Annotated in this window: 21 protein-coding genes and 1 tRNA gene; 11 read left to right on the forward strand and 11 right to left on the reverse strand. The window is 64.8% G+C overall.

What is annotated here, in order from left to right:
* Positions 1–8 precede the first annotated feature (8 nt).
* Positions 9–935, reverse strand: a complete 927-nt coding sequence (locus RIN79_RS00340; protein WP_309082583.1) for a DMT family transporter — start codon at positions 933–935, stop codon at positions 9–11.
* Positions 936–1121: 186 nt separating this feature from the next.
* Here RIN79_RS00340 and RIN79_RS00345 point away from each other — a divergent pair, with 186 nt between their 5' ends.
* Both RIN79_RS00345 and RIN79_RS00350 read left to right on the forward strand, forming a co-directional pair.
* Entirely contained in the window at positions 1122–2420 is a 1299-nt protein-coding gene (locus tag RIN79_RS00345) for an adenylosuccinate synthase (protein WP_309082584.1), read from the forward strand.
* A gap of 207 nt (positions 2421–2627) precedes the next feature.
* Positions 2628–4214: a hypothetical protein gene (locus RIN79_RS00350; protein WP_309082586.1), complete on the forward strand. Its 1587-nt coding sequence runs from the start codon at positions 2628–2630 to the stop codon at positions 4212–4214.
* Positions 4215–4312: 98 nt separating this feature from the next.
* Here the strand turns inward: RIN79_RS00350 and rpoH are convergent, their stop codons facing one another.
* Together rpoH and RIN79_RS00360 are read right to left on the reverse strand one after the other, a co-directional pair.
* A complete protein-coding gene (gene rpoH / locus RIN79_RS00355; protein ID WP_309082589.1) occupies positions 4313–5233 on the reverse strand; it encodes an RNA polymerase sigma factor RpoH in 921 nt (306 codons plus the stop codon).
* 168 nt (positions 5234–5401) lie between these two features.
* Positions 5402–6433 (reverse strand): RluA family pseudouridine synthase, encoded by a 1032-nt coding sequence (locus RIN79_RS00360; protein ID WP_309082591.1) that lies wholly within the window; start codon positions 6431–6433, stop codon positions 5402–5404.
* 28 nt (positions 6434–6461) lie between these two features.
* On the opposite strand from RIN79_RS00360, the gene RIN79_RS00365 reads away from it, so the two are divergent.
* From RIN79_RS00365 to RIN79_RS00375, 3 genes are all read left to right on the forward strand, one after another.
* Positions 6462–6866, forward strand: a complete 405-nt coding sequence (locus tag RIN79_RS00365; protein ID WP_309082593.1) for a fimbrial protein — start codon at positions 6462–6464, stop codon at positions 6864–6866.
* A 1-nt stretch (position 6867) separates the two neighbouring features.
* A complete protein-coding gene (locus RIN79_RS00370) occupies positions 6868–7275 on the forward strand; it encodes a VOC family protein (RefSeq protein ID WP_309082595.1) in 408 nt (135 codons plus the stop codon).
* A 59-nt stretch (positions 7276–7334) separates the two neighbouring features.
* A tRNA-Glu gene (locus RIN79_RS00375) sits at positions 7335–7410 on the forward strand.
* Positions 7411–7425: 15 nt separating this feature from the next.
* Here the strand turns inward: RIN79_RS00375 and RIN79_RS00380 are convergent.
* Entirely contained in the window at positions 7426–9444 is a 2019-nt protein-coding gene (locus RIN79_RS00380) for an aldo/keto reductase (RefSeq protein ID WP_309082597.1), read from the reverse strand.
* Between the two features lie 323 nt (positions 9445–9767).
* Here RIN79_RS00380 and RIN79_RS00385 point away from each other — a divergent pair, with 323 nt between their 5' ends.
* The gene (locus tag RIN79_RS00385; protein WP_309082599.1) at positions 9768–10700 is read left to right on the forward strand and encodes a helix-turn-helix domain-containing protein; all 933 of its coding nucleotides are present in this window, start codon (positions 9768–9770) and stop codon (positions 10698–10700) included.
* Between the two features lie 218 nt (positions 10701–10918).
* Complete coding sequence (locus RIN79_RS00390) at positions 10919–12019, forward strand: transporter substrate-binding domain-containing protein (protein ID WP_309082601.1); 1101 nt, start codon at positions 10919–10921, stop codon at positions 12017–12019.
* A 63-nt stretch (positions 12020–12082) separates the two neighbouring features.
* Here RIN79_RS00390 and RIN79_RS00395 read toward each other — a convergent pair whose 3' ends face one another.
* Positions 12083–12337, reverse strand: coding sequence for a DUF982 domain-containing protein (locus tag RIN79_RS00395; protein ID WP_309082603.1), 255 nt, complete (start codon positions 12335–12337; stop codon positions 12083–12085).
* A 221-nt stretch (positions 12338–12558) separates the two neighbouring features.
* Between RIN79_RS00395 and RIN79_RS00400 the strand changes: the two genes are divergently transcribed.
* The 3 genes from RIN79_RS00400 (at position 12559) to RIN79_RS00410 (ending at position 13249) form a co-directional block, all read left to right on the forward strand.
* Complete coding sequence (locus RIN79_RS00400; protein ID WP_309082605.1) at positions 12559–12789, forward strand: hypothetical protein; 231 nt, start codon at positions 12559–12561, stop codon at positions 12787–12789.
* Positions 12771–12983 carry a hypothetical protein gene (locus tag RIN79_RS00405; RefSeq protein ID WP_309082607.1) on the forward strand — a complete coding sequence of 71 codons (213 nt, stop codon included), beginning with the start codon at positions 12771–12773 and terminating at the stop codon, positions 12981–12983. Before RIN79_RS00400 ends, RIN79_RS00405 begins: the two co-directional genes overlap by 19 nt.
* A 125-nt stretch (positions 12984–13108) precedes the next feature.
* Complete coding sequence (locus RIN79_RS00410) at positions 13109–13249, forward strand: hypothetical protein (RefSeq protein ID WP_309082609.1); 141 nt, start codon at positions 13109–13111, stop codon at positions 13247–13249.
* A 4-nt stretch (positions 13250–13253) separates the two neighbouring features.
* On the opposite strand, the gene RIN79_RS00415 is transcribed toward RIN79_RS00410, so the two are convergent.
* A complete protein-coding gene (locus RIN79_RS00415) occupies positions 13254–13487 on the reverse strand; it encodes a DUF3072 domain-containing protein (protein ID WP_309082611.1) in 234 nt (77 codons plus the stop codon).
* A gap of 132 nt (positions 13488–13619) precedes the next feature.
* On the opposite strand from RIN79_RS00415, the gene RIN79_RS00420 reads away from it, so the two are divergent.
* A complete protein-coding gene (locus RIN79_RS00420) occupies positions 13620–13889 on the forward strand; it encodes a PepSY domain-containing protein (protein ID WP_309082613.1) in 270 nt (89 codons plus the stop codon).
* 108 nt (positions 13890–13997) lie between these two features.
* On the opposite strand, the gene RIN79_RS00425 is transcribed toward RIN79_RS00420, so the two are convergent.
* From RIN79_RS00425 to RIN79_RS00445, 5 genes are all read right to left on the reverse strand, one after another.
* Complete coding sequence (locus RIN79_RS00425) at positions 13998–14477, reverse strand: hypothetical protein (protein WP_309082615.1); 480 nt, start codon at positions 14475–14477, stop codon at positions 13998–14000.
* A gap of 75 nt (positions 14478–14552) precedes the next feature.
* Positions 14553–15602: a TraB/GumN family protein gene (locus RIN79_RS00430; RefSeq protein WP_309082617.1), complete on the reverse strand. Its 1050-nt coding sequence runs from the start codon at positions 15600–15602 to the stop codon at positions 14553–14555.
* Between the two features lie 40 nt (positions 15603–15642).
* The gene (locus RIN79_RS00435; protein WP_309082620.1) at positions 15643–16584 is read right to left on the reverse strand and encodes a tyrosine recombinase XerC; all 942 of its coding nucleotides are present in this window, start codon (positions 16582–16584) and stop codon (positions 15643–15645) included.
* A gap of 67 nt (positions 16585–16651) precedes the next feature.
* Positions 16652–17485, reverse strand: coding sequence for a DUF2066 domain-containing protein (locus RIN79_RS00440; protein ID WP_309082622.1), 834 nt, complete (start codon positions 17483–17485; stop codon positions 16652–16654).
* 62 nt (positions 17486–17547) lie between these two features.
* A complete protein-coding gene (locus tag RIN79_RS00445) occupies positions 17548–19305 on the reverse strand; it encodes an ATP-binding cassette domain-containing protein (RefSeq protein WP_309082625.1) in 1758 nt (585 codons plus the stop codon).

Below are 19305 nucleotides of genomic sequence, written 5' to 3' on the forward strand. Positions count from 1 at the left end.
GTTTCTGATCATCTCCCGTCCATCGGCGCCCTGACGCGCGGCGGAAGAGGCATGCTCTTGCGGCCGCTGTATTCGGCGAGCCAGATGCCGCAGAACACCAGGACCAGCGCGACTGCGTGGAACAGGTGGAAGACCTCGCCCAGGATCAGGATCGAAAGCAGCGTTCCGAAGATCGGCACCAGGTTGACGAAGAGCCCGGCGCGGTTGGCGCCGATGAGTTCGTTGCCGCGGATATAGAAGACCTGGGCCAGGAAGGACGGGAACAGGGCGACATAGGCCACGATCATCCAGCCCGTGCGGTCCGGCACGACGAGGTTGCCCGCCGCGATTTCCCATGCGGCAAGCGGGATGGAGCTCAGACAGGCGGCGCTTGCGAGTACGGTGATCATGCTCAGCCAGTGGATCTCCGGCTTGAACCGCAGGGCAATCGTGTAGACGCCGTAGGCCACGACGGCAAACAGCATCAAGAGGTCGCCGAAATTGATGTCGAGTTCCGCAAGCCGCAGGAGATCGCCATGGCTCGCCGTCAACCCGACGCCGATCAGCGACAGCACGAATCCGGCAAGCTGCAGGAGACTCGCTTTCACGCCGAACAGCAGGAAATTGGCGACGATGATCACCAGGGGGATTGCTCCCTGCTCGATCGAGACATTGACGGCAGAGGTGAAGGCAAGAGCGCTGTACATGGTGGCGTTGAAGCAGGTGAAGCCGATCACGCCGAGCAGTCCGAGGAGCGGCAGGTTTCCTCTGACCTGCGGCCAGTCGCGCCGCAGCGGCTTCCAAGCAAAGGGCAGGAGGATCGCAAGCGCCAGCACCCAGCGTAAAAAGGTAAGCGCCATGGGCGAGACATGGCCGACCGCAAGCTTGCCCGCGACGGCGTTTCCACCCCAAAAGAGCGTTGTCAGAAGCAGCAGGGGATAGGCGGAATTGTGCATGCGGCCCCGGTCGGATGTGACTGCCCGGAGGGATAAAGCATCTTTCCGGCCGATGCGCCATGCCGCCGGAATTGTCGGGCTGCCCTGTGCCGAGCGAAAGAGGGGTCGCAAGAGCGGCGGCATGTCTGTATAGAGCCCCTGGTTTCCATGGCCGGCCCAGTCCGGCCGGCAGGAAGGACGGAACTGATGGCGAATGTGGTGGTCGTCGGCTCGCAATGGGGCGACGAGGGCAAGGGAAAGATCGTCGACTGGCTTTCCGAACGCGCCGATGTGGTGGTGCGTTTCCAGGGCGGGCACAATGCCGGCCATACGCTCGTGATCGACGGGGTCAGCTACAAGCTGTCGCTGCTGCCCTCCGGCGTGGTGCGCCAGGGCAAGCTGTCGGTGATCGGCAACGGCGTGGTCTTCGATCCGCACGCCTTTGTGGCCGAGGTCGGGCGGCTGGCAGAGCAAGGCGTGAGCGTCACGCCGGACAATCTCAAGATCGCCGAGAACACGGCCCTGATCCTATCGCTCCACCGCGAGCTTGACGGCTTTCGCGAGGACGCCGCGTCCAACTCCGGCACGAAAATCGGCACGACCCGCCGCGGCATTGGCCCGGCCTATGAGGACAAAGTGGGCCGCAGGGCCATCCGCGTGATGGACCTGGCCGATAGCGAAACGCTCGCCAGTAAGGTGGACCGCCTGCTCACCCACCACAATGCGCTGCGCCGCGGCCTCGGGCATCCGGAGGTCTCGCATGAGGCGGTCATGCAGGAACTCACCTCGGTTTCCGAAAAAATCCTGCCCTTTGTCGATCGCGTCTGGAAGATCCTAGACGATGCGCGGCGTTCGGGCAGCCGCATCCTTTTCGAGGGCGCGCAGGGAACGATGCTCGACATCGACCACGGCACCTATCCCTTCGTCACCTCGTCCAACACCGTCGCCGGACAGGCCGCCACCGGCTCCGGCCTCGGGCCTGGAGCGGTCGGCTATGTGCTGGGCATCACCAAGGCCTACACGACCCGCGTCGGCGAAGGGCCGTTCCCGACCGAGCAAAAGAACGAGATCGGCGAGTTCCTAGGCACACGCGGCCATGAATTCGGCACGGTCACCGGCCGCAAGCGCCGCTGCGGCTGGTTCGACGCCGTGCTGGTGCGCCAAGCGGTGGTGGCCAACGGTATGAACGGCATCGCACTGACCAAGCTCGACGTGCTCGACGGGCTGGATGAGATCAAGGTTTGCACCGGCTACAGGCTGGACGGGGAGGTCATCGACTATCTGCCGGCTAGCCAGGGAGCGCAGGCACGGCTCGAGCCCGTCTACGAAACGCTGGAAGGATGGAAGGAAACCACCTACGGCGCGCGCCGATGGAACGACCTGCCGGCGCAGGCGGTGAAGTATGTCCGCCACATCGAGGAACTGATCGGCGCGCCCGTCGCAATCCTCTCCACCAGCCCCGAGCGGGAGGACGCGATCCTCGTCACCGATCCTTTCCAGGACTAACGACTTGCGCTTTGCACCCTTTCGGGACAAAAGCGGAATGACGAGGCTTGGGGGCAGGAACTTTGATCTTGCGCGCAGGAGCTTGCATCCATGCGCCACCTTCAGTTCCATTTCTCGAACCGGGTTGTAGGTTGACCACATTTTCGCGCGACTTGTCGCCGAGTGTGGCCGGATCGGCGGGCAAGGCAGGAGCGGGCGTTTTAGATCATGGCGGATTTTGCTGCGGTTTTGCGTAAGGCCGTTGAAACGCTGAAGGACAATACGCCTGAGGCGCGCACGAAGGTGTACGAGAAGGCCCGCGCGACCATCGAGGCGAAGCTTGCCGCCGCCTCCCCGCCGCCCCAGGTCGCCGAGCGCCAGCGGGCGCTCTTGGAAGAGGCGATTGCCAAGGTCGAAGCGGAACACGCGCCTCCTCCGCCGCCGCCTCAGGCCGAGGAGGACGATCTTGAAAATCTCCTCGCAGAGCTGAAATCGGGTAATGTGCAGAGCGCACCAATGCCGCGCCCCGCCGCCCAGGAAGCTGGTTTCGGCGTGACTGCTGGCGGTTACTCCGCTCCCGCGCCACAGGAAAGCTACGTCGGTCCGGACGACTTTTCCCGCCGCGATGCCGGGGACGAGGAAGCGCCGCACGGGGCCGATCGATCCTACGGAGATGATATCGACTGGTCCCGCACCACCCAGGCATCGGCCGGCGGCCCTGAACACCTGCCGGGAAGCGCCCCGGTCCCCATGCCCGTGCGGCAAGCCCGGCACCGTCGCAGCGGGGGTTTGGTCGCGGCGCTTCTTCTCCTGGCCGTCGTGGCGGGCAGTGCTGTCGCGGGCTGGTTCTACCGCGACCAGGCGGCGCAATTTGCGGGCTTCGCGAATTTCGACGATCTTGTGGACAGGGGTACAGAGCTGGCGCGCGGGGCACCAACGGAAGAGGCCGCACCCGGCGAAGCCGGGGATGAGGTTGCAGCCGCCTCGGCGCCCGCCCAACAGCCGTCTCCTACCCAGCAGCCTGCCGAGGAGCCGCAGCAACCAACTGCCCCACCAGCGCCTGAAGCGGAGCGCCCGCAGAAATTCACGCAGCGCCTGACCGCCGACGGCCAGGAGGTGGACGAGGGCCCCGCGGGCGGCGAGCCGAGCGTGGGCGAGGGCACCTCGGTCGCGCAGGCAACGCCCGGCACCGGCGCTCCCGCAGGACAACCGGCCGGAGAGAACGGGACCGCCACGCCCGACGCGGCTCAGCAGAACGTGCCGGTCGGCCAGAAGGCGATGTTCTACGAGGAGCGCACGAGCGCCGCCAGCGACTATGCAGAAGGCGGCTCGGTCGTCTGGTCGGTCCTGGAGGAGTCGCCCGGCGAGAACCTGCCGCCCGAGCCGGTCATCCAGGCGGAGGCAACCATCCCGAAGAAGGGACTGCAGCTGAAGATGACCATTCGCCGCAACGCGGACGAATCGCTGCCGGCAAGTCACATCGTGGAGCTGATTTTCCTCACGCCCGAGAATTTCACGGAAGGCGGCATCACCAACGTATTGCGGATCAACATGAAGCAGACCGAGCAGGACATCGGCCGGCCGCTGCTTGGCGTGCCGGCTAAGATCGCCGACGGCTTCTTCCTGATCGCGCTCAGCGACGATGCCACCGACCAACAGGCCAACGCCACCTTGCTGCGCGGGCAGAACTGGATCGACATCCCGGTCGTCTACACCTCTGGCCGCCGCGCCTTGATCACGCTGGAGAAGGGCGTGCCTGGCGAGGAGGTGTTCAACCAGGCGCTGGACGGGTGGGCGCGGGCTTCGAGCGGCTGACCTGAGCGTTTAGGGACCCCCGGCGCGCAGCCACCGAGTACAAAGCAAAACGCCCTCCGATTGGAGGGCGTTTCGTTTGACGGGCGTCGGGCCGTGGTTCAGACCGGTGCGCTCTGGCTTTCGCCCTGCGCCGCACGAGTGGATTGGGCCTGGCGCTTCGCGGATGCCTTGACCGCTTCCTGCACCTTCTCGAAGGCGCGTACCTCGATCTGGCGGACGCGCTCGCGGCTGATGTCGAATTCGCCGGAAAGCTCCTCCAGCGTCAGGGGCTCGTCGGAGAGGCGGCGAGCCTCGAAGATGCGGCGCTCGCGATCGTTGAGCACGTCCATCGCGTCCTCCAGCATGCGCCGGCGCGATTCCAGCTCGTCCTGCTGGACCAGCATCTCTTCCTGGTTCTCATGCTCGTCGACGAGCCAGTCCTGCCACTCGCCGGATTCACCTTCAGTCGCCCGGATGGGCGCATTGAGCGACGCATCGCCGGAGAGCCGGCGGTTCATCGAGACGACTTCTTCCTCGCTGACATTGAGCCTGGTGGCGATCTCCGACACCTGGTCGGGGTTGAGATCGCCCTCCTCGAGCGCCTGGATCTTCCCCTTCACCTTGCGCAGGTTGAAGAACAGCCGCTTCTGGTTGGCCGTGGTGCCCATTTTCACGAGGCTCCACGAGCGCAGGATGTATTCCTGGATGGACGCCTTGATCCACCACATGGCATATGTGGCAAGGCGGAAGCCGCGTTCCGGCTCGAATTTCTTGACGGCCTGCATGAGGCCGACATTTCCTTCTGAGATTACCTCGCCAATAGGCAGGCCATAGCCGCGATAGCCCATGGCGATCTTCGCCACGAGACGCAGATGGCTGGTGACGAGCTTGTGCGCGGCGTCGGTGTCGCCATGCTCGCGATAACGCTTCGCAAGCATGTACTCCTCTTCCGGCTGCAACATGGGGAAGCGGCGGATTTCCTCGAGATACCGGGTAAGACCACCCTCGCCCGAAACGATGCTCGGCAGTGTCTGGGCCATTCTAGCACCCTCCTTGTCTCAACGCCCCCATGGCGGCGGGCGGACGCGTGGCCGCATCGGCGCGCACCACGCCATGTCCTATATAGGGGCGAATGCGGAAAAATAAAAGCTTCCTACTCCGGTCAACAAACCGTGAGCACGCTGCCCTGCAGCGATCCGCGTCTTGCCTCACAAACCGGCGAAGCAGCCCAGGAGTTCCCTCATGTCCCGCGGGATTGGCGCCTCGAAACGCATCACCTTTCCCGTTTCCGGGTGGCGGAACGCAAGCAGCCGGGCATGCAGCGCCTGGCGCGGAAACCCTGCCACTTTCCCGGCCAGCTCCGGCGGCAGGCGGTTCACCTTTGTTTTGAAAGCCCGGCCATAGGCGGGGTCGCCCACCAGCGGGTGGCCTATATGGGCCATATGGACACGGATTTGGTGCGTGCGGCCTGTCTCCAGGCGGCATTCGACGAGCGAGGCGATCTGCTCCTCCGGCCGACCCCGGCCGTAGCGTTCGAGCACGGTAAAATGCGTGACGGCGCGGCGGGCATCGGGACGGTCATGCGGCACCACGGCACGCAATGTCCTGTCCTGCGCCGAGCGGCCGAGGGCTGCATCGATAGTCCCGGTGCTGCGCGGCGGCACGCCCCATACCAGCGCCACATAGGCCCGCTCCAGATCGCCCGCCTGACCGTGGTCGGCGAAGGCTTCAGCCAGAGACCGGTGCGCGTGGTCGGTCTTCGCGACGACCATCACGCCGCTCGTCTCGCGGTCGAGCCGGTGCACGATGCCGGGCCGGCGCACCCCCCCGATCCCGGAAAGCGTCTCGCCGCAGTGATGGATCAGGGCATTGACCAGCGTGCCGGTCCAGTTGCCGGGCCCGGGATGGACGACGAGGCCGGCGGGCTTGTCGATGACGATGAGCGCGTCGTCCTCGTAGAGGATGTCGAGGGGGATGGCTTCGCCGCGCGGCTCCGGCGGCTCCGGTTCCGGCAGCTCGACCTCGTAACGCTCGCCGGCGGAGACCTTCCGCTTCGGCTCCGTTACCGCCTCACCATTCAGCATCACCCTGCCCTCCCGGATGAGCGTCTGAACGCGGCTGCGCGAAAGGTCCGGCGCCAGCGCCGCCGCCAGCCACTGGTCGAGCCTTTTCCCCTCGGCATCTTGATCGGCCAGCAGCTCTTTCCATTCGCCGCCGGCTTCGTTATCAGGGTCGCTCATTTCCAGGCTTTCTGCGATTGGACGATCAATGGCCGGCGCGAACGCATCGCTCGAACCCGACGAGGAGAAGCCGCTCGACCCGGCGGCGGAGCGTGTGCGCCGCAAGCTCGTCCGCTTCATGGTGGTCAATTTCGGCATTCTCTTCGCCGCGGTTATGGCGGTGGTGCTGGCGCTTGTCTACAAGTCCATGGCGCCGCAGGCGGGCAGCTCCCCGACGGAGAGCGCCTCCCCCGCTTCCGTGACGCCGACCGGCGAGATGTTATCTGGCGAGATCCAGCTGCCTGCCGGATCGACGATCGTCTCGCATTCGGCGGCGGGAAATCGGCTGACACTGCTTGTGGAGCTCCAGGACGGCGGGGAGGAGTTCCATCTCTACGACATGTCGGAGAAGCGTCTGGTCGGCCGTTTCCCGGTGATGCGCCAAGGCGAATAGAATGGCTCACCAGGCCCTCGCGCTTGTGACGGTCATGGTGCGCGATTATGACGAGGCGATTGCCTGGTATGGGGAAAAGCTCGGCTTCGCCCTGGTGGAGGACACGCCTCTAGGCAGCGGCGGAAAGCGCTGGGTGGTCATGCGGCCGCAAGGTGGGGCCGGCTGTTCTCTGCTCCTTGCCAGGGCGGACGGGGCGCGGCAGGAGGCGGCGGTCGGCAATCAGACCGGCGATCGTGTCTTTCTGTTTCTTCACACCCAGGATTTCTGGCGTGACTACGCCGCCATGCGCGCTGCCGGGGTCGCTTTCCGCGAGGAGCCGCGCCATGAGACCTACGGCACGGTCGCGGTATTTGCTGATCTTTACGGCAACCTTTGGGATCTCCTGCAGCCGGCTGGCGGCAATCGTTGACTTTATGATCGAGGCTGTTGCAATTCCGTCTGATCGCGACTATATCGCGGCTTCCGCGCGCTCCCATCGTCTAGCGGTCTAGGACGCCGCCCTCTCACGGCGGAAACAGGGGTTCGATTCCCCTTGGGAGTGCCAGCAAAATCATACATCCTAATTTCCCGATTCGGCCTCCAGCCAGCGCACGTCTTCCGGCGACAGGTTGATGTCGAGTGCGCGCAAGCTGTCGTCGAGCTCGGCCATCGTGCGCGGGCCGATGAGCGGCACGACGGGGAAGGGCTGCGACAGCACGTAAGCAAGCGCCACATGGATCGGCCTGCAGCCGAGCCTCTCGGCCATTTCCACGGCGCGGTCCCTGCGCTCGAAGTTCTTGTCAGAATACCAGACCCGCACGAGTTCCTTGTTATCGCGCTTGTCGCGGCCGGCGCGCTCGGTGAAGAAGCCGCGGCCCTGGCTGGACCAGGCGAAATTGGTGACCTGCCGCTCCTCGAGCCATGCCCTCCACGCCTCGTCCAAGGCGGCCACGCAGCCTGCCCAGATCGGGTCGAGCATTTCGGCAAGCGAGAAGTTGTTGGAGAGCGCCATGGGCGGCGTCTTGCCCGTGCGCTGCGCATACTCGATCGCCGCATCCATGCGTTCGCGCGTCCAGTTTGAGCCGCCGAAGGGGCCGCGGATGCGGCCCGCCTTCACCTCGGCATCCATTGCATCGACGAACTCGTCCACCGGCACGTCCGGGTTGTCGCGATGCATGAAATAGACGTCGACATGATCGGTTTTGAGGCGCTCGAGCGACTCGGTGAGCTGTCGGCCGATGACCTCCGGATAGGTGAGGGGGGAGTGCGCTCCCTTGCCGATCAGGACCACCTCGTCGCGTACGCCGCGGCTTTCCACCCAGCCGCCGAAGACGCGCTCGCAGCGGCCCGAATGATAGATCCAGGCAGTGTCGAAAGCATTGCCACCCTTTTCAAAGAAGGCGTCAAGCAGCGGAGCGGCGGCTGCGAAGGTCGGAAAATCCTCAAAGCCGAGCGCAACCTGCGAGATCGGCTTCTTCAGGCCCGCGATCATACGGGTGCCGATGATCTCGGAGCGCCTCTCAAGCTTCTCGCCTTTGAGGGTGCGGGTGCGCAGCGCCGGTTTCTCGATCTCGTATTCCAGGCCCGCTGCCGCCCGCCACTTGTCCAGGACCTTCAGATTGCCGAGCGTATCGTCCCAGGTCATGCCGGGCGGCGAAAACTCCTGCCGCCCCGCACGAATCGCCTCCGCCGCCGCATCGGCCTCGAAGGAATAAAGATGCCGCGGCTCCTCCACCGCCACGGTCTCGCGCGCGCCGTCTGCCTTGACGATCTCGATCCGGCCGGTCCCGCCCTGCCGCCCGGACGCGAACCAGAAATCCGCGACTTCGATGCGGCCGTTGGTGCCGTAGATGCGCAGCACATTGTCCTGCTGCAGGGATACGGAGCAGGAGACCTCGGCGATGATGCCGCCCGGGAACTGGAGGATGGCCGATGCCCATTCATCCACACCGGATTGCCCAAGATGCGCCGCGCCCATCACCTTGTCCGGCTCGGCGAAGGCTTTCCCCTGGACAGATCCCGCAATCAGCCGCGCCATCGAAACGGGATAGCCGCCGACATCCAGGATGCCGCCGCCCGCCAGGTGGTTGGCATAGAGCCGGTGCTCGGGATCGAAGCGCGGCATGGCGAAGCCAAAGCCCGACTTGATCATCCGCACCTCGCCGATCACACCCTCGCGAATGAGCTCGGCAAGCCGGATCGTCTGCGGGTGCAGGCGATACATATAGCCTTCGCCGATGAAAGTGCCCGCCTTGCGCGCTGCATGGATGATGGCATCCGCCTCGAAGGCCGTGAGCCCCATCGGCTTTTCCACGATCACGTGCTTGCCGGCTTCGGCCGCCTTGATCGCCCATTCGGCATGGCTCGGGTGCGGAGTCGCGATATAGACGGCGTCGATATCGGGATCCGCCAGCAGTGCCTCGTAGCCGTGATGTACACGCGCTCCGGGGAAGTGCTCGGCGAGGGCCGGGTTGCCGGGATTGCGCGTGCCAATCGCCATAAGTTGACCGGTTCGCGTGTCGGCGAGGCCGGAAGCGAAGGCTCTGGCAATTGTGCCCGGCCCGATGATGCCCCAGCGCAGATGGAAGGCGGCTGTCATTTTCAAATCTCTTTCTGTTGTTTGCTGTCGTTGACCGTCTCGATCGAAGAGATTGGCCGGTCGGCCAGAATGGAGATGGCAAGCGCGGTGAGGGCGCCTTCCGAGCGGCGCTGCTCGCGTCCACGACGATCTGCTCGCGCGCATTGGCGGTAGCGTAACCCCGACTGGCCAGCCGAGCTGCTCGACCGCATCGATCCTTAAGTCAGCGCGAGAGAGAACAACTGCATCGCATGGCCATGAAGGTCCTCCCTTTCCTGTTGCTCCGATTCAGAGGCTAGATTACCGTTCTTCGGGCCAGCGTCTTGCGTGATGGGAAGGCGAACTTGTCCGATGGTAAGAATCCGGGAAAGCGTTACTGGGACCCGCTGAAGAGCACGGTCGAGAGGGTTCCCAATACCCTGGTCGTCAGCCATATGCAGCCGGGTATCATGCCGGTGGCGCACTGGCACGCGCAGGTCGAGATCAACTACGTCTTCCGCGGGACCGTCGACTACGAGATGCACGGCCACCCCGTGCATCTGGAAGAGGGTGATCTCTGCATCTTCTGGGGCGGCCTGCCGCACCGGGTGGTCGACACGTCGGAGGATCCGTTCTACGTGGCCATCCACCTGCCGCTCATCCATTTTTTCCGCCTGCAGCTGCCGCCGGACATCCAGCAGCGGCTGATGCGTGGGGCCGCGCTGGTGACCGGCCGGCCGGATCCGGGGGATGCCACGAGTTTCGCGCGCTGGTCGGCCTATATGCAGTCCGGCGAGGCGTCTCGCGTGAACCATGCCCTCGAGGAGCTTTTGCTGCGCGTCGAACGCATCCGGTTCGATCCTTACCGGCTCGTGGAAGCGGACGACCTGCCTGCCACCCGCCCGGAAGCGACGGACCAGCAAAGTTTCCAGAATATCGGGCGCATCTGTGCCTTCGTGGTGGAGAACTTCCGGCATCAGATCGATTGCGCGGACATCGCGGTCTTCGCGGACATCCATCCGAAATACGCGATGAACGTATTCAAGAAATCGACCGGCATGACGCTCAACGAATATGTGAGCCTGCTGCGGCTCTCCTATGCGCAGGCCCTTCTGATGCAGGACGACGCGAAGGTGCTGCAGGTGGCGATGGACAGCGGCTTCGGGTCGCTCTCGGCCTTCAACAAGACCTTCCGCAAGATCGCCGGCATGAGTCCTTCTGAGTTCCGCCGCGGCGCGCGCCTGCGGCCGCTCTCCACCGCCGAAATCGGCAGGGCGGAGCACGGTTCCCCGCATTGACCTTGCTCATTCCATTTCCCAGCAGCTGCTCCCCGGCGAAAGCGGCACGTGATGGGCATGGGTACGGATACAGCCCTCACGGATTGCCCGGCCATACGGGGATAGCGCCGTCGCGGGAAAAAGATGCTTAAGCATTTGGCCCTAGGTTGACCACCTCAACTGACGGCGGAGAGGCCGCCGGAACAGGCGCTGGATGGTTCCCGATGCGGATCGGTAAAATGGCTTCATTCTGGAGGCGGGCGGCAGGCGCCTTTCTGTTCCTGTGCCTTGCGGCATGCGGCACCCTCGCCTATGCGCAGGCCCAGCCGCAGCAGCCCATACCACCGGTCGTGAAGGTCGGCGTCTATGTCAGCCCGCCTTTCGTGATGAAGGACGGGGACCGCTACTCCGGCATGGCGATCGATCTTTGGGACGTCGTTTCCACTCAGCTTCATCTCAGATCGACCTACCAGGAGTTTGCCAACTTCCGGGAGCTTCTCGACGCCGTGGCCGCTGGAAGGGTCGAGGTGGCGGTCACGGACGTTAGCATCACGGAGGACCGGGCCAAGGTCGTCGACTTCACGCATCCATGGTTCGACAGTGGTCTACGCGTGATGGTCCACTCCAGCCCAGGCTCAGGCCTGTCGGACATTTTCGGTCAGCTCGCCGATGCCGGGCATCTCATGAACTATGCCCTCATCGCTCTTCTCATCCTCCTGGTCTGCGGAGTGATGACGATCGTCGACCGGCGCTTCGACCCTGAGTTTCCTCAGCGCTGGCGTGAGGGTCTAGCCGAAAATTTCTACCACGTCATGTCGATGGCGACGCAAGGGCAGACCGATCGCAAGAACCTCTTCGGCTGGCTCGGCCGTATCTGGCAGGGCATCTGGATGATCCTGGCCCTCGCCGTGGTCGCCTATATCACATCATCCATCACCAGCGTGATGACGGCATCCCACCTCACGAACCAGATCCAGAACGTGGCGGACTTGCAGGGCAAGTTGGTCGGGGTTCGGGAAGGAAGCGTGGCGGAGGAGTATATGAGCACCTCCTTCGCGGATGTGAAGCGCTTCGACCATCTAGCGGAAGCGGCGCGGGCACTGCTCGACGGCGAGCTGTCGGCGATCGTCGACGAGGGCCCGGAGCTGGAATACTACGTCAATACTCATCCCGGCGAGCCGCTAGAAGTCGTCGGCAGCACGTTCCGTCCCGACAAATACGGCTTCGCTTTCACGCCGGGAAGCAGCCTCCTGAAGCCAGTCTCCGTCGCTTTGATAGGAATGCACGAGAGCGGCGAGCTGGAAAGGCTGAGGGCCAGGTATTTCGGATTTAATCCGTAGCTGCGGCGCAGCTTTACATCGGGCGATCAGCGACCTCGGACAGTTCTCCGAGCGTCGGAGCATCTAAGCAAGGAGCCTGTACGCCCTCGCGAACGTCCTGAGCCCCTTCCTCGCCTCCTCCACGCAGCTGGTGTCGTAGGTGGCGACGAAGCACGCCTCGAGGGCGCTCTCGAACACAGGGCCTTCCTGGACCGGGCAGTTCCGCAGATAATCGAACGCTTCGCGCGGATTGCTGATTTCCCGGGCTGCTCCACCCGGGCGAAACGCCACGCGGACGGGAGTGGCGAATCGTGCTTGGCCCGTGATTGTCTGATCCATAGGAACCCCTTTGCCAGCCGGTGCGACCGGCGCGTTTTGAGCGAAACTGTCCACCTCCCGGAAAGTTCCACTTTTTTTCCTACTGGATGCGCTTTTTTGCCGGCATCCGTCCGGATCGGCAGGCAAGCTCGCGCTGCAGCCCGACGCGAGCAGATCGGAAGGCGGGGCGGAACGTTTCCGCCCCGCAAGTGGTTTGCTGGCCAGACGGAGCGGAGAACGACATGCCGCCGGAGCAAATGGACGTTGTCCTTGCGAATCTGCCCCTGCGCATCGGCGCCTACGTACCGAGCGATATTCTGGAGGAATGGTTCGCTCCCGGGACCGGCATGAACCCGGTCAGCGGCGAGGCCATCGAGGCGGCTAAGGCCTATGGTCAACGCTTTGAATGCGAGTTCGAATATTACCCCGACAGATTGGAAGGCGTGTTCTGGAAATGGGTACCGGCGATATGACTTCTCACGAAACAGGTTCGGTGCTGGAAGAAAAGGTCAAGCAAGCCATCATCGACGAGCTCAAGCGCCAGGCGGAGATAAGGCCGGACGGTTTGCGCGTGTCCACCGCAGAGAAGGGACTCTCGGTCAGTGGCGAGATCGATCTCGACGACTTGGCCATGGTGGTCATCGGATCCCTCGCTGGCGGTCCGTGAGCCCTTCCCGCCGGCACACGGGAGTTTACCCCGCGGTAAGATGTTTGAATTGCGGATGAACGCCGCATTCAGCAACAATTCGGGCGACCGTCAATAAGCGTAGATCCTCCACAGGGATGATCCACATGCTTGCTCGCCTGTTCTTTGCAATCCTGTTCGCCGTCTGCCTGGGCGGCGTGCTGTCCATGACGCTCGATCCATCACTAAGCAAGCGGGGCGGGCAGCCTGCCTATGTCGGGCAGGCCACGCTACGCTCCGCACAATAGCGCTTCAGCTCTTGCCGTCGGCAAGCCCGAGCTTCTGCTTCAGCGCGTCGATGCGCTTAGAAGCCTCCGCCTTGCTGAGGTCATCGGCATAGGCGTCCGCATCGCCGGCCTGCTCCGACAGCGTCTTCAGATAGGAGGCTTGCGCCCCGGTCATCGGCTCGTCCCCACTGACCCAGTCTTCCGGGTCCTTCTCCATGTTGGACCTGGGATGTTGTTTCGGATTTTCGCTGTCCTGCATCTTCATCTCCACGTGAGGCGGGAGGAAAACAATCCTGCGCCGCCGGAGGTTCCGACCATGGACGCGCCCGGAGCGGAACCAGCGCCCCGATGTCTAGTTGAAAGACATCGGCAACACTGAAAGGACGTCTCGATGCCCCGCAAGACTGTGCTCGTGCTCTCGGCAGCAGCCATGCTGCTCTACGGTCCGCTCCAGGCCCAGGAGGCGGAGGAGCGGCAGATACCCCCGGAGAATGCACTCAAGGTTTCGGAGATTGTTGCACGCATCGAAGCGCGGCCCGATTTCCGCTATCTCGACGAGGTGGATTGGGACGAGGAAGGTCATTACCAGATCGTTTATTTTACGACCGACAAGGCCAGAGTTGAGATGAACATCAACCCGGTGACCGGCGAGCCGTTATAGCCGCCGGCGGCGCGCATCAATTTCGATGCGCGCCACGAAGAATTCCGATCCGCGCAACGAGAACGGCCGCGGCAAAACCGCGGCCATCTCGGTTGTATGCGCCCAGACTTACTGACCGGCCGGAGCTGTCGTATTCGGTGCCGGGGTCGTCGGGGCCGGCGTGGTCGGAGCCGGAGCAGTCGCGTCGCCCTCGGGCGCCGCAGGTGCCGAACCGGCCGCACCGCCGCCGGTTGCGCCGCCGCCGGTCGCGCTGCCGCCCGTGCCGGAACCCGTGCCTGCGGGAGCGCTGTCCGTCGCGCCGCCAGGAGCCGGCGTCACCGTCGTGTTATTGGTGTCGCCTCCCGGCACCACCACCGTGTCTTCGCCGTCCGGTACCACGGCCGTATCGGCGCCGCCAAAGAAGGACGAGCCGCCAAAGGCCAGGAACAGGATGACGAGGATCGCGGCAAGTACGGCCACGACGATGAAGGTGCTCCCGCTGCCGCCGGAGCGGACCACCGTCTGGTTCGACGCCGGGGACGTGCCGGCGGGAGGAACGCGCGGGTCGGTGCTGCCCGGCGCATTTGTGGGTCGATCAAAATTGTCCATGGGAACTCTTCTCCGTTGCCATCGGCGACTAAACGCCGCACCGCAATAAGGGTTCCGTACAGTACTTTCCGAGACTTAGCTGCGCTCGGCGCGGCTCAAGCGATATCCGGCCTTCCGCAGCAGCTCGACCAGCCCGTTCGGTCCCGGCAGATGCATGGCACCGACGGCGATGAAGGCGCCGCCCTCCTCGATCAGCTTCTGCGAACGTTCGGCCATCACGTGATTGCGCGCATCGATCATGCGCTGCTCGAATGCCGAATAATCGGCGGCCTCTCCCTCTCCCATCGGCAGAAGCTTGCCCAAGGCGGGCCGGAACATACCTGTCCTCCCGTCCAGGTAAAGCGCGACCATGGTTTCGATCATATCGTCCATCCGGTCGCCCAGTTCGATCGCGCCGACCAGCCCCCGCACATGCAGTTCCATCGGCAGCGATGCCATCGCCGACAGCTGCTCGGCGACCGTCTCAAGTCCTGCGACCTTCTTGCCGGCGGCCTTAGCCTCCTTCGCAAGCTTGGCATCGAGAATGATGGCGCCGGCCTGCTGGCGCTTCAGCTCGCAATCGGGCATCGAGACCAGCGATACCAGAATCCAAGGCTTCATCTTCGATATGCCGTCGAAGGGCGCGCCGCGTTCTTCGAACTCCTCCTCGACGATCTTGCGCTGGTCGGGCGTGAGGTGATCCGTCAGGCTCTCCCCTTGGGAAAACATCATCAGGCCGGGCTTCTCGAAAACAGCCGCCATCATTGCCGCCTCGTCCAGGATCTGCGTCGTCTCGATGGCCACTGTGCTTGCCAGATCGAAAGCCTCTTGCGCCTGGCCCGGCAACCTGGTCACGCGCGGATCGGTGACATGCATGGTGCCGAACAGATAGGAAGGAGCGGCGCCGTCCGCCTCGATGCGCCAAAGGAGACCCTCGCCATTTGGTGTTGCGGCGGCCTCATTTTCAATTTCGCGCAGCAGTGCGGGGTCCTCTGTCGCAAGCTGGGCCACAAGATTGGCCCCCTCGCAGGCTATCGGTTCCTCCGCCTGCGCCTGGGCGCCCGCTAACAGGAGCAAGGCCATCGCGAAGAGAAGATTTGCCGCGGCGGTGAGGGATAGGTTAGTCGCGCTTTCGGTGCGTTCCATCCGCCCGCAGCTAGCGCCGAATCTGGGCGAAATTGGCGGCTTACGCCCGAGGATGCGCGTTTTCGTAGATTTCCAGGAGTCGTGATGTATCGACCGCGGTGTAGATCTGCGTGGTCGACAGGCTGGCATGGCCGAGAAGCTCCTGGATGGCGCGCAGATCGCCGCCGCGGGCGAGCAGATGCGTGGCGAAGGAGTGGCGCAGCGCATGCGGGGTGGCTGTCTCCGGCAGGTTCAGCGCAGAGCGCATCCTCTGCATCTCGCGTTGAATGATGGCCGGCTGCAGTCCTCCCCCGCGCGCGCCGCGGAAGAGCGGCGCTTCCCCGCCCAGATGATACGGGCAAAGGCGCTGATATTCCGCCACCGCTTCGGCTACCACCGGCAGTACCGGCACGACCCGCGTCTTGCCGCCCTTGCCGGTCACCCGCAGCGTCCCTGCCCGCAGCGCGGGGATATCCGCGCCTGTGAGACCCAGAGCCTCGCCGATGCGCAGGCCGGAGCCGTAGAGCAGGGCAAGGACCGCCGCGTTCCGTGCCGCGATCCAGGGCTCTTCCGCAAGCTGGCCTTCTCCGGATGCGACGCGCCTGGCATCGGCGGCGGCAAGCGGCTTCGGCAGCCCCTTGGGCGCACGCGGCGCGCGCAGCGCTCCGGCGCCCGCCGCATTGGCGAGGCCGCGCCTCTCCATGAAGCGCAGGAATGAACGAATGGCCGCCAGGCCGCGTCCGACCGTGCGGGCGCCGGCGCCACCCGCCCGTCGCGCCGCAAGAAAGGCGCGCAGATCGGCGGGGCGCAAGTCGGCTATGTCGGCAATTCCGGGCGCGCCGCCGCAATGGCCCGTGAGGAACTGCAGGAACTGCCGCGTGTCCCGCTCATAGGCATCGAGGGTGAGCCGGGCCAGTCGCCGCTCCTCCTTCAGCGACGACAGCCAATCGGCGCGCGCCTTCTGAAGATCGGGTCTTGCGGAAACGAGAAATTCTTCGCTCATTGCCGGTGCTCCTGCCCGCCAGGAGTTTTGCGCGCGCTGGTTAGGATCGGGTGAACACGGACGTGCCCTAGCGGCGTGCCCGGCTGGAGAGGACCTGCATGGCTTTTTCGAGGGTGCTGCGAAAAACCGTATCGAACGAGACTCCACCGGCCCCCCACCGCTCGAGCGACTCCTCCGTGAGCAGCCGCCAGGTGGAGGACCAACGAAGAGCTTTTTCATCCCATGTAAGCGTGCCGGCCAGGAGCACCTTGGCCCCCAGCTCCCGGCGCGCGTCCTCGAGCCGCTCGCGGTCCGCCCAGCTGAGCGGCGTATCGCCGGCTACCCTCGCCAGCGCTGCTTGGCCGGGAAAATCGATCGTCAACCCGAGCTCGGCGCCGGTTTGCGTCAGCGCTTCCCGCTGCGCGGCACCGGCTTCCGCCCCCTCGCCCAACATGAATTGCTGCGTCCCGTTGTCGATGCTGACAGCAAGCGTGATGGGCGGCCGGTCGAGCCAAGGCTCATGCCCGAGCTCCCGCAGCGCCCGGTCGACCTTCGCGCGCGCGAACTCCACTGTGAGGATGTGGGGCCTATCGCGCGTCCCCTGCTCGTCATGCACGGGGATGCCGGCCATGCGGTCGCGAAGCTCGTAGTCTTGCACGAACTCGGCGGCCCGTACTGCGAGACCGACTACCTTGGGCGAGCCGGCAAGGTCCGGGTCCCCCGAGAGCTTCACCAGCACGCGCTCGAGCGATGCGGCAAAGCCGCGCTGTTTCTCGTGCTCCTGCGTACCGGTTATGATCGTCGACGCGCGATAAAGCTCGCCCACATGCTCCGAAGCGCCGCCGGCGCCAGCTAATGCCAGCAGGATCGAAACCGCGGCGCATAGCGCGCAGGCTGTTCGACCGAAAAGCGCAACAACCATGATGATCCCCGCACGCCGATAGGACGATTATCACAGGCCGCGCATTCCAAAGCAACGGCCGGCTAGCCGCTTTCGATCTCCTCGCGCAGCATTTCGAGCTCCAGCCACTCCTCTTCGAGCCGCCCGCGCTCGGCGCGCTTTTCGTCGAGTTCCTTGGTGAGGCGGGCAAACGCGGCCGCATCGCGCGAATACAGCGCTGGGTCGGCAAGACGTTCCTCGATCCGCGTGATCTCCCTCCCCAAGGCGTCGATCCGGCCCGGCAGGGTCTCCAGCGCGAATTTCTGCTTGTAGGATAGTTTTTTCGTGCTCTGCCGCGGCGGCTCGGAGCTTCCCTCCCGTTTGCCGGCAGGCGCTTCGCTGGGCCGCGCCCTGCGGCGCTCCAGCCCCTCACCTTTCCGCTGCGTCATCATGTCCGAATAGCCGCCGGCATACTCGATCCAGCGGCCGTCTCCCGCCGGCGCGATCGTGCTCGTCACAGTGCGGTCGAGGAAATCGCGGTCGTGACTGACAAGGATCACCGTCCCGGGAAAGCCCTCCACCAGCTCCTGCAAGAGATCGAGGGTTTCCATGTCGAGGTCGTTGGTCGGCTCGTCCAGAACTAGCAGATTGGCGGGGCGGGACAGGAGCCGCGCCAGGATCAGCCGCGCCCGCTCGCCGCCAGAAAGTTCGCGCACCGGCGTGCGCGCCTGTTCCGGCTTGAACAGGAAATCCTTCATATAGGAGACGACATGCCGTTCCTGGCCATTGACGACGACGGTCTCTCCGCGCCCGTCGGTGAGGAAATGGGCCAGCGTCTCGCTCGGATCGAGCTCGGCGCGGTTCTGGTCGAGCGTGGCAATGTCCAGATTTGCGCCGAGCCGCACCGTGCCCGCATCGGGCGCGAGGGAACCGGTGAGCATCTTGAGCAGCGTCGTCTTGCCCGCACCGTTTGGGCCGACAAGACCTATCCGGTCGCCGCGCAGGATGCGGAGCGAGAAATCCTTCACGACCGTGAGGTCGCCGAAGCGCTTCTCCAGCCCCTTCGCCTCGATGACGAGCTTGCCGGATTCGCCGGCCTCGCTGGCGTTCATAACAGCCAGGCCCTCCGAACCGCGGTGGCCACGGTGGCGCGCGCGCAGGCCCTGCAACTCGCCCAGCCGCCGCACATTGCGCTTGCGCCTTGCCGTCACCCCGTAGCGCAGCCAGTGCTCCTCGCGGGCGATTTGGCGCCCGAGCTTCTGCTGCTCCCGCTCCTCCTCTTCCAGGAGCTTGTCGCGCCAGTCCTCGAACTGGCCAAAGCCCTTATCAAGCCGGCGCGTCATGCCGCGATCGAGCCAGACCGTGGCGCGGCTTACTTTCTCCAGAAAGCGGCGGTCGTGCGAGACGGTCACCACTGCGGAGGAGGAGCGCGCAAGCTCGTCTTCCAGCCACTCGATCGTGGTCAGGTCGAGATGGTTCGTTGGCTCGTCGAGAAGCAAAAGGTCGGGCTCGGGCGCCAGCACCCGCGCAAGGGCGGCGCGCCGTGCCTCGCCTCCCGAAAGCGAGGCCGGCGCTTCCTCGCCGGTTAGGCCGAGCCGATCGAGCACCAGCGCCACGCGGTTGATATCGTCGGCCGGCCCGAGCCCCGCCTCCACATAGGCGCGGACGGTCACAAAGCCTTGCCAGTCCTGCGCCTCCACGAGCCCGCCGGCAATCTTCAGGAGGGTCGACTTGCCGGAGCCGTTGCGGCCGACAAGCGCGATGCGCTCGCCCGGCCCAACCATCAGGGACGCGCCGTCGAGGAGCGGCGTTCCGCCGAAGGTGAGCCGGATGTTCTCGAGCTTGAGGAGCGGCGGGGCCAT

Origin of the sequence: Chelativorans sp. (genome assembly GCF_031180965.1) — a bacterium.
Classification (GTDB): Bacteria; Pseudomonadota; Alphaproteobacteria; order Rhizobiales; family Rhizobiaceae; genus Chelativorans.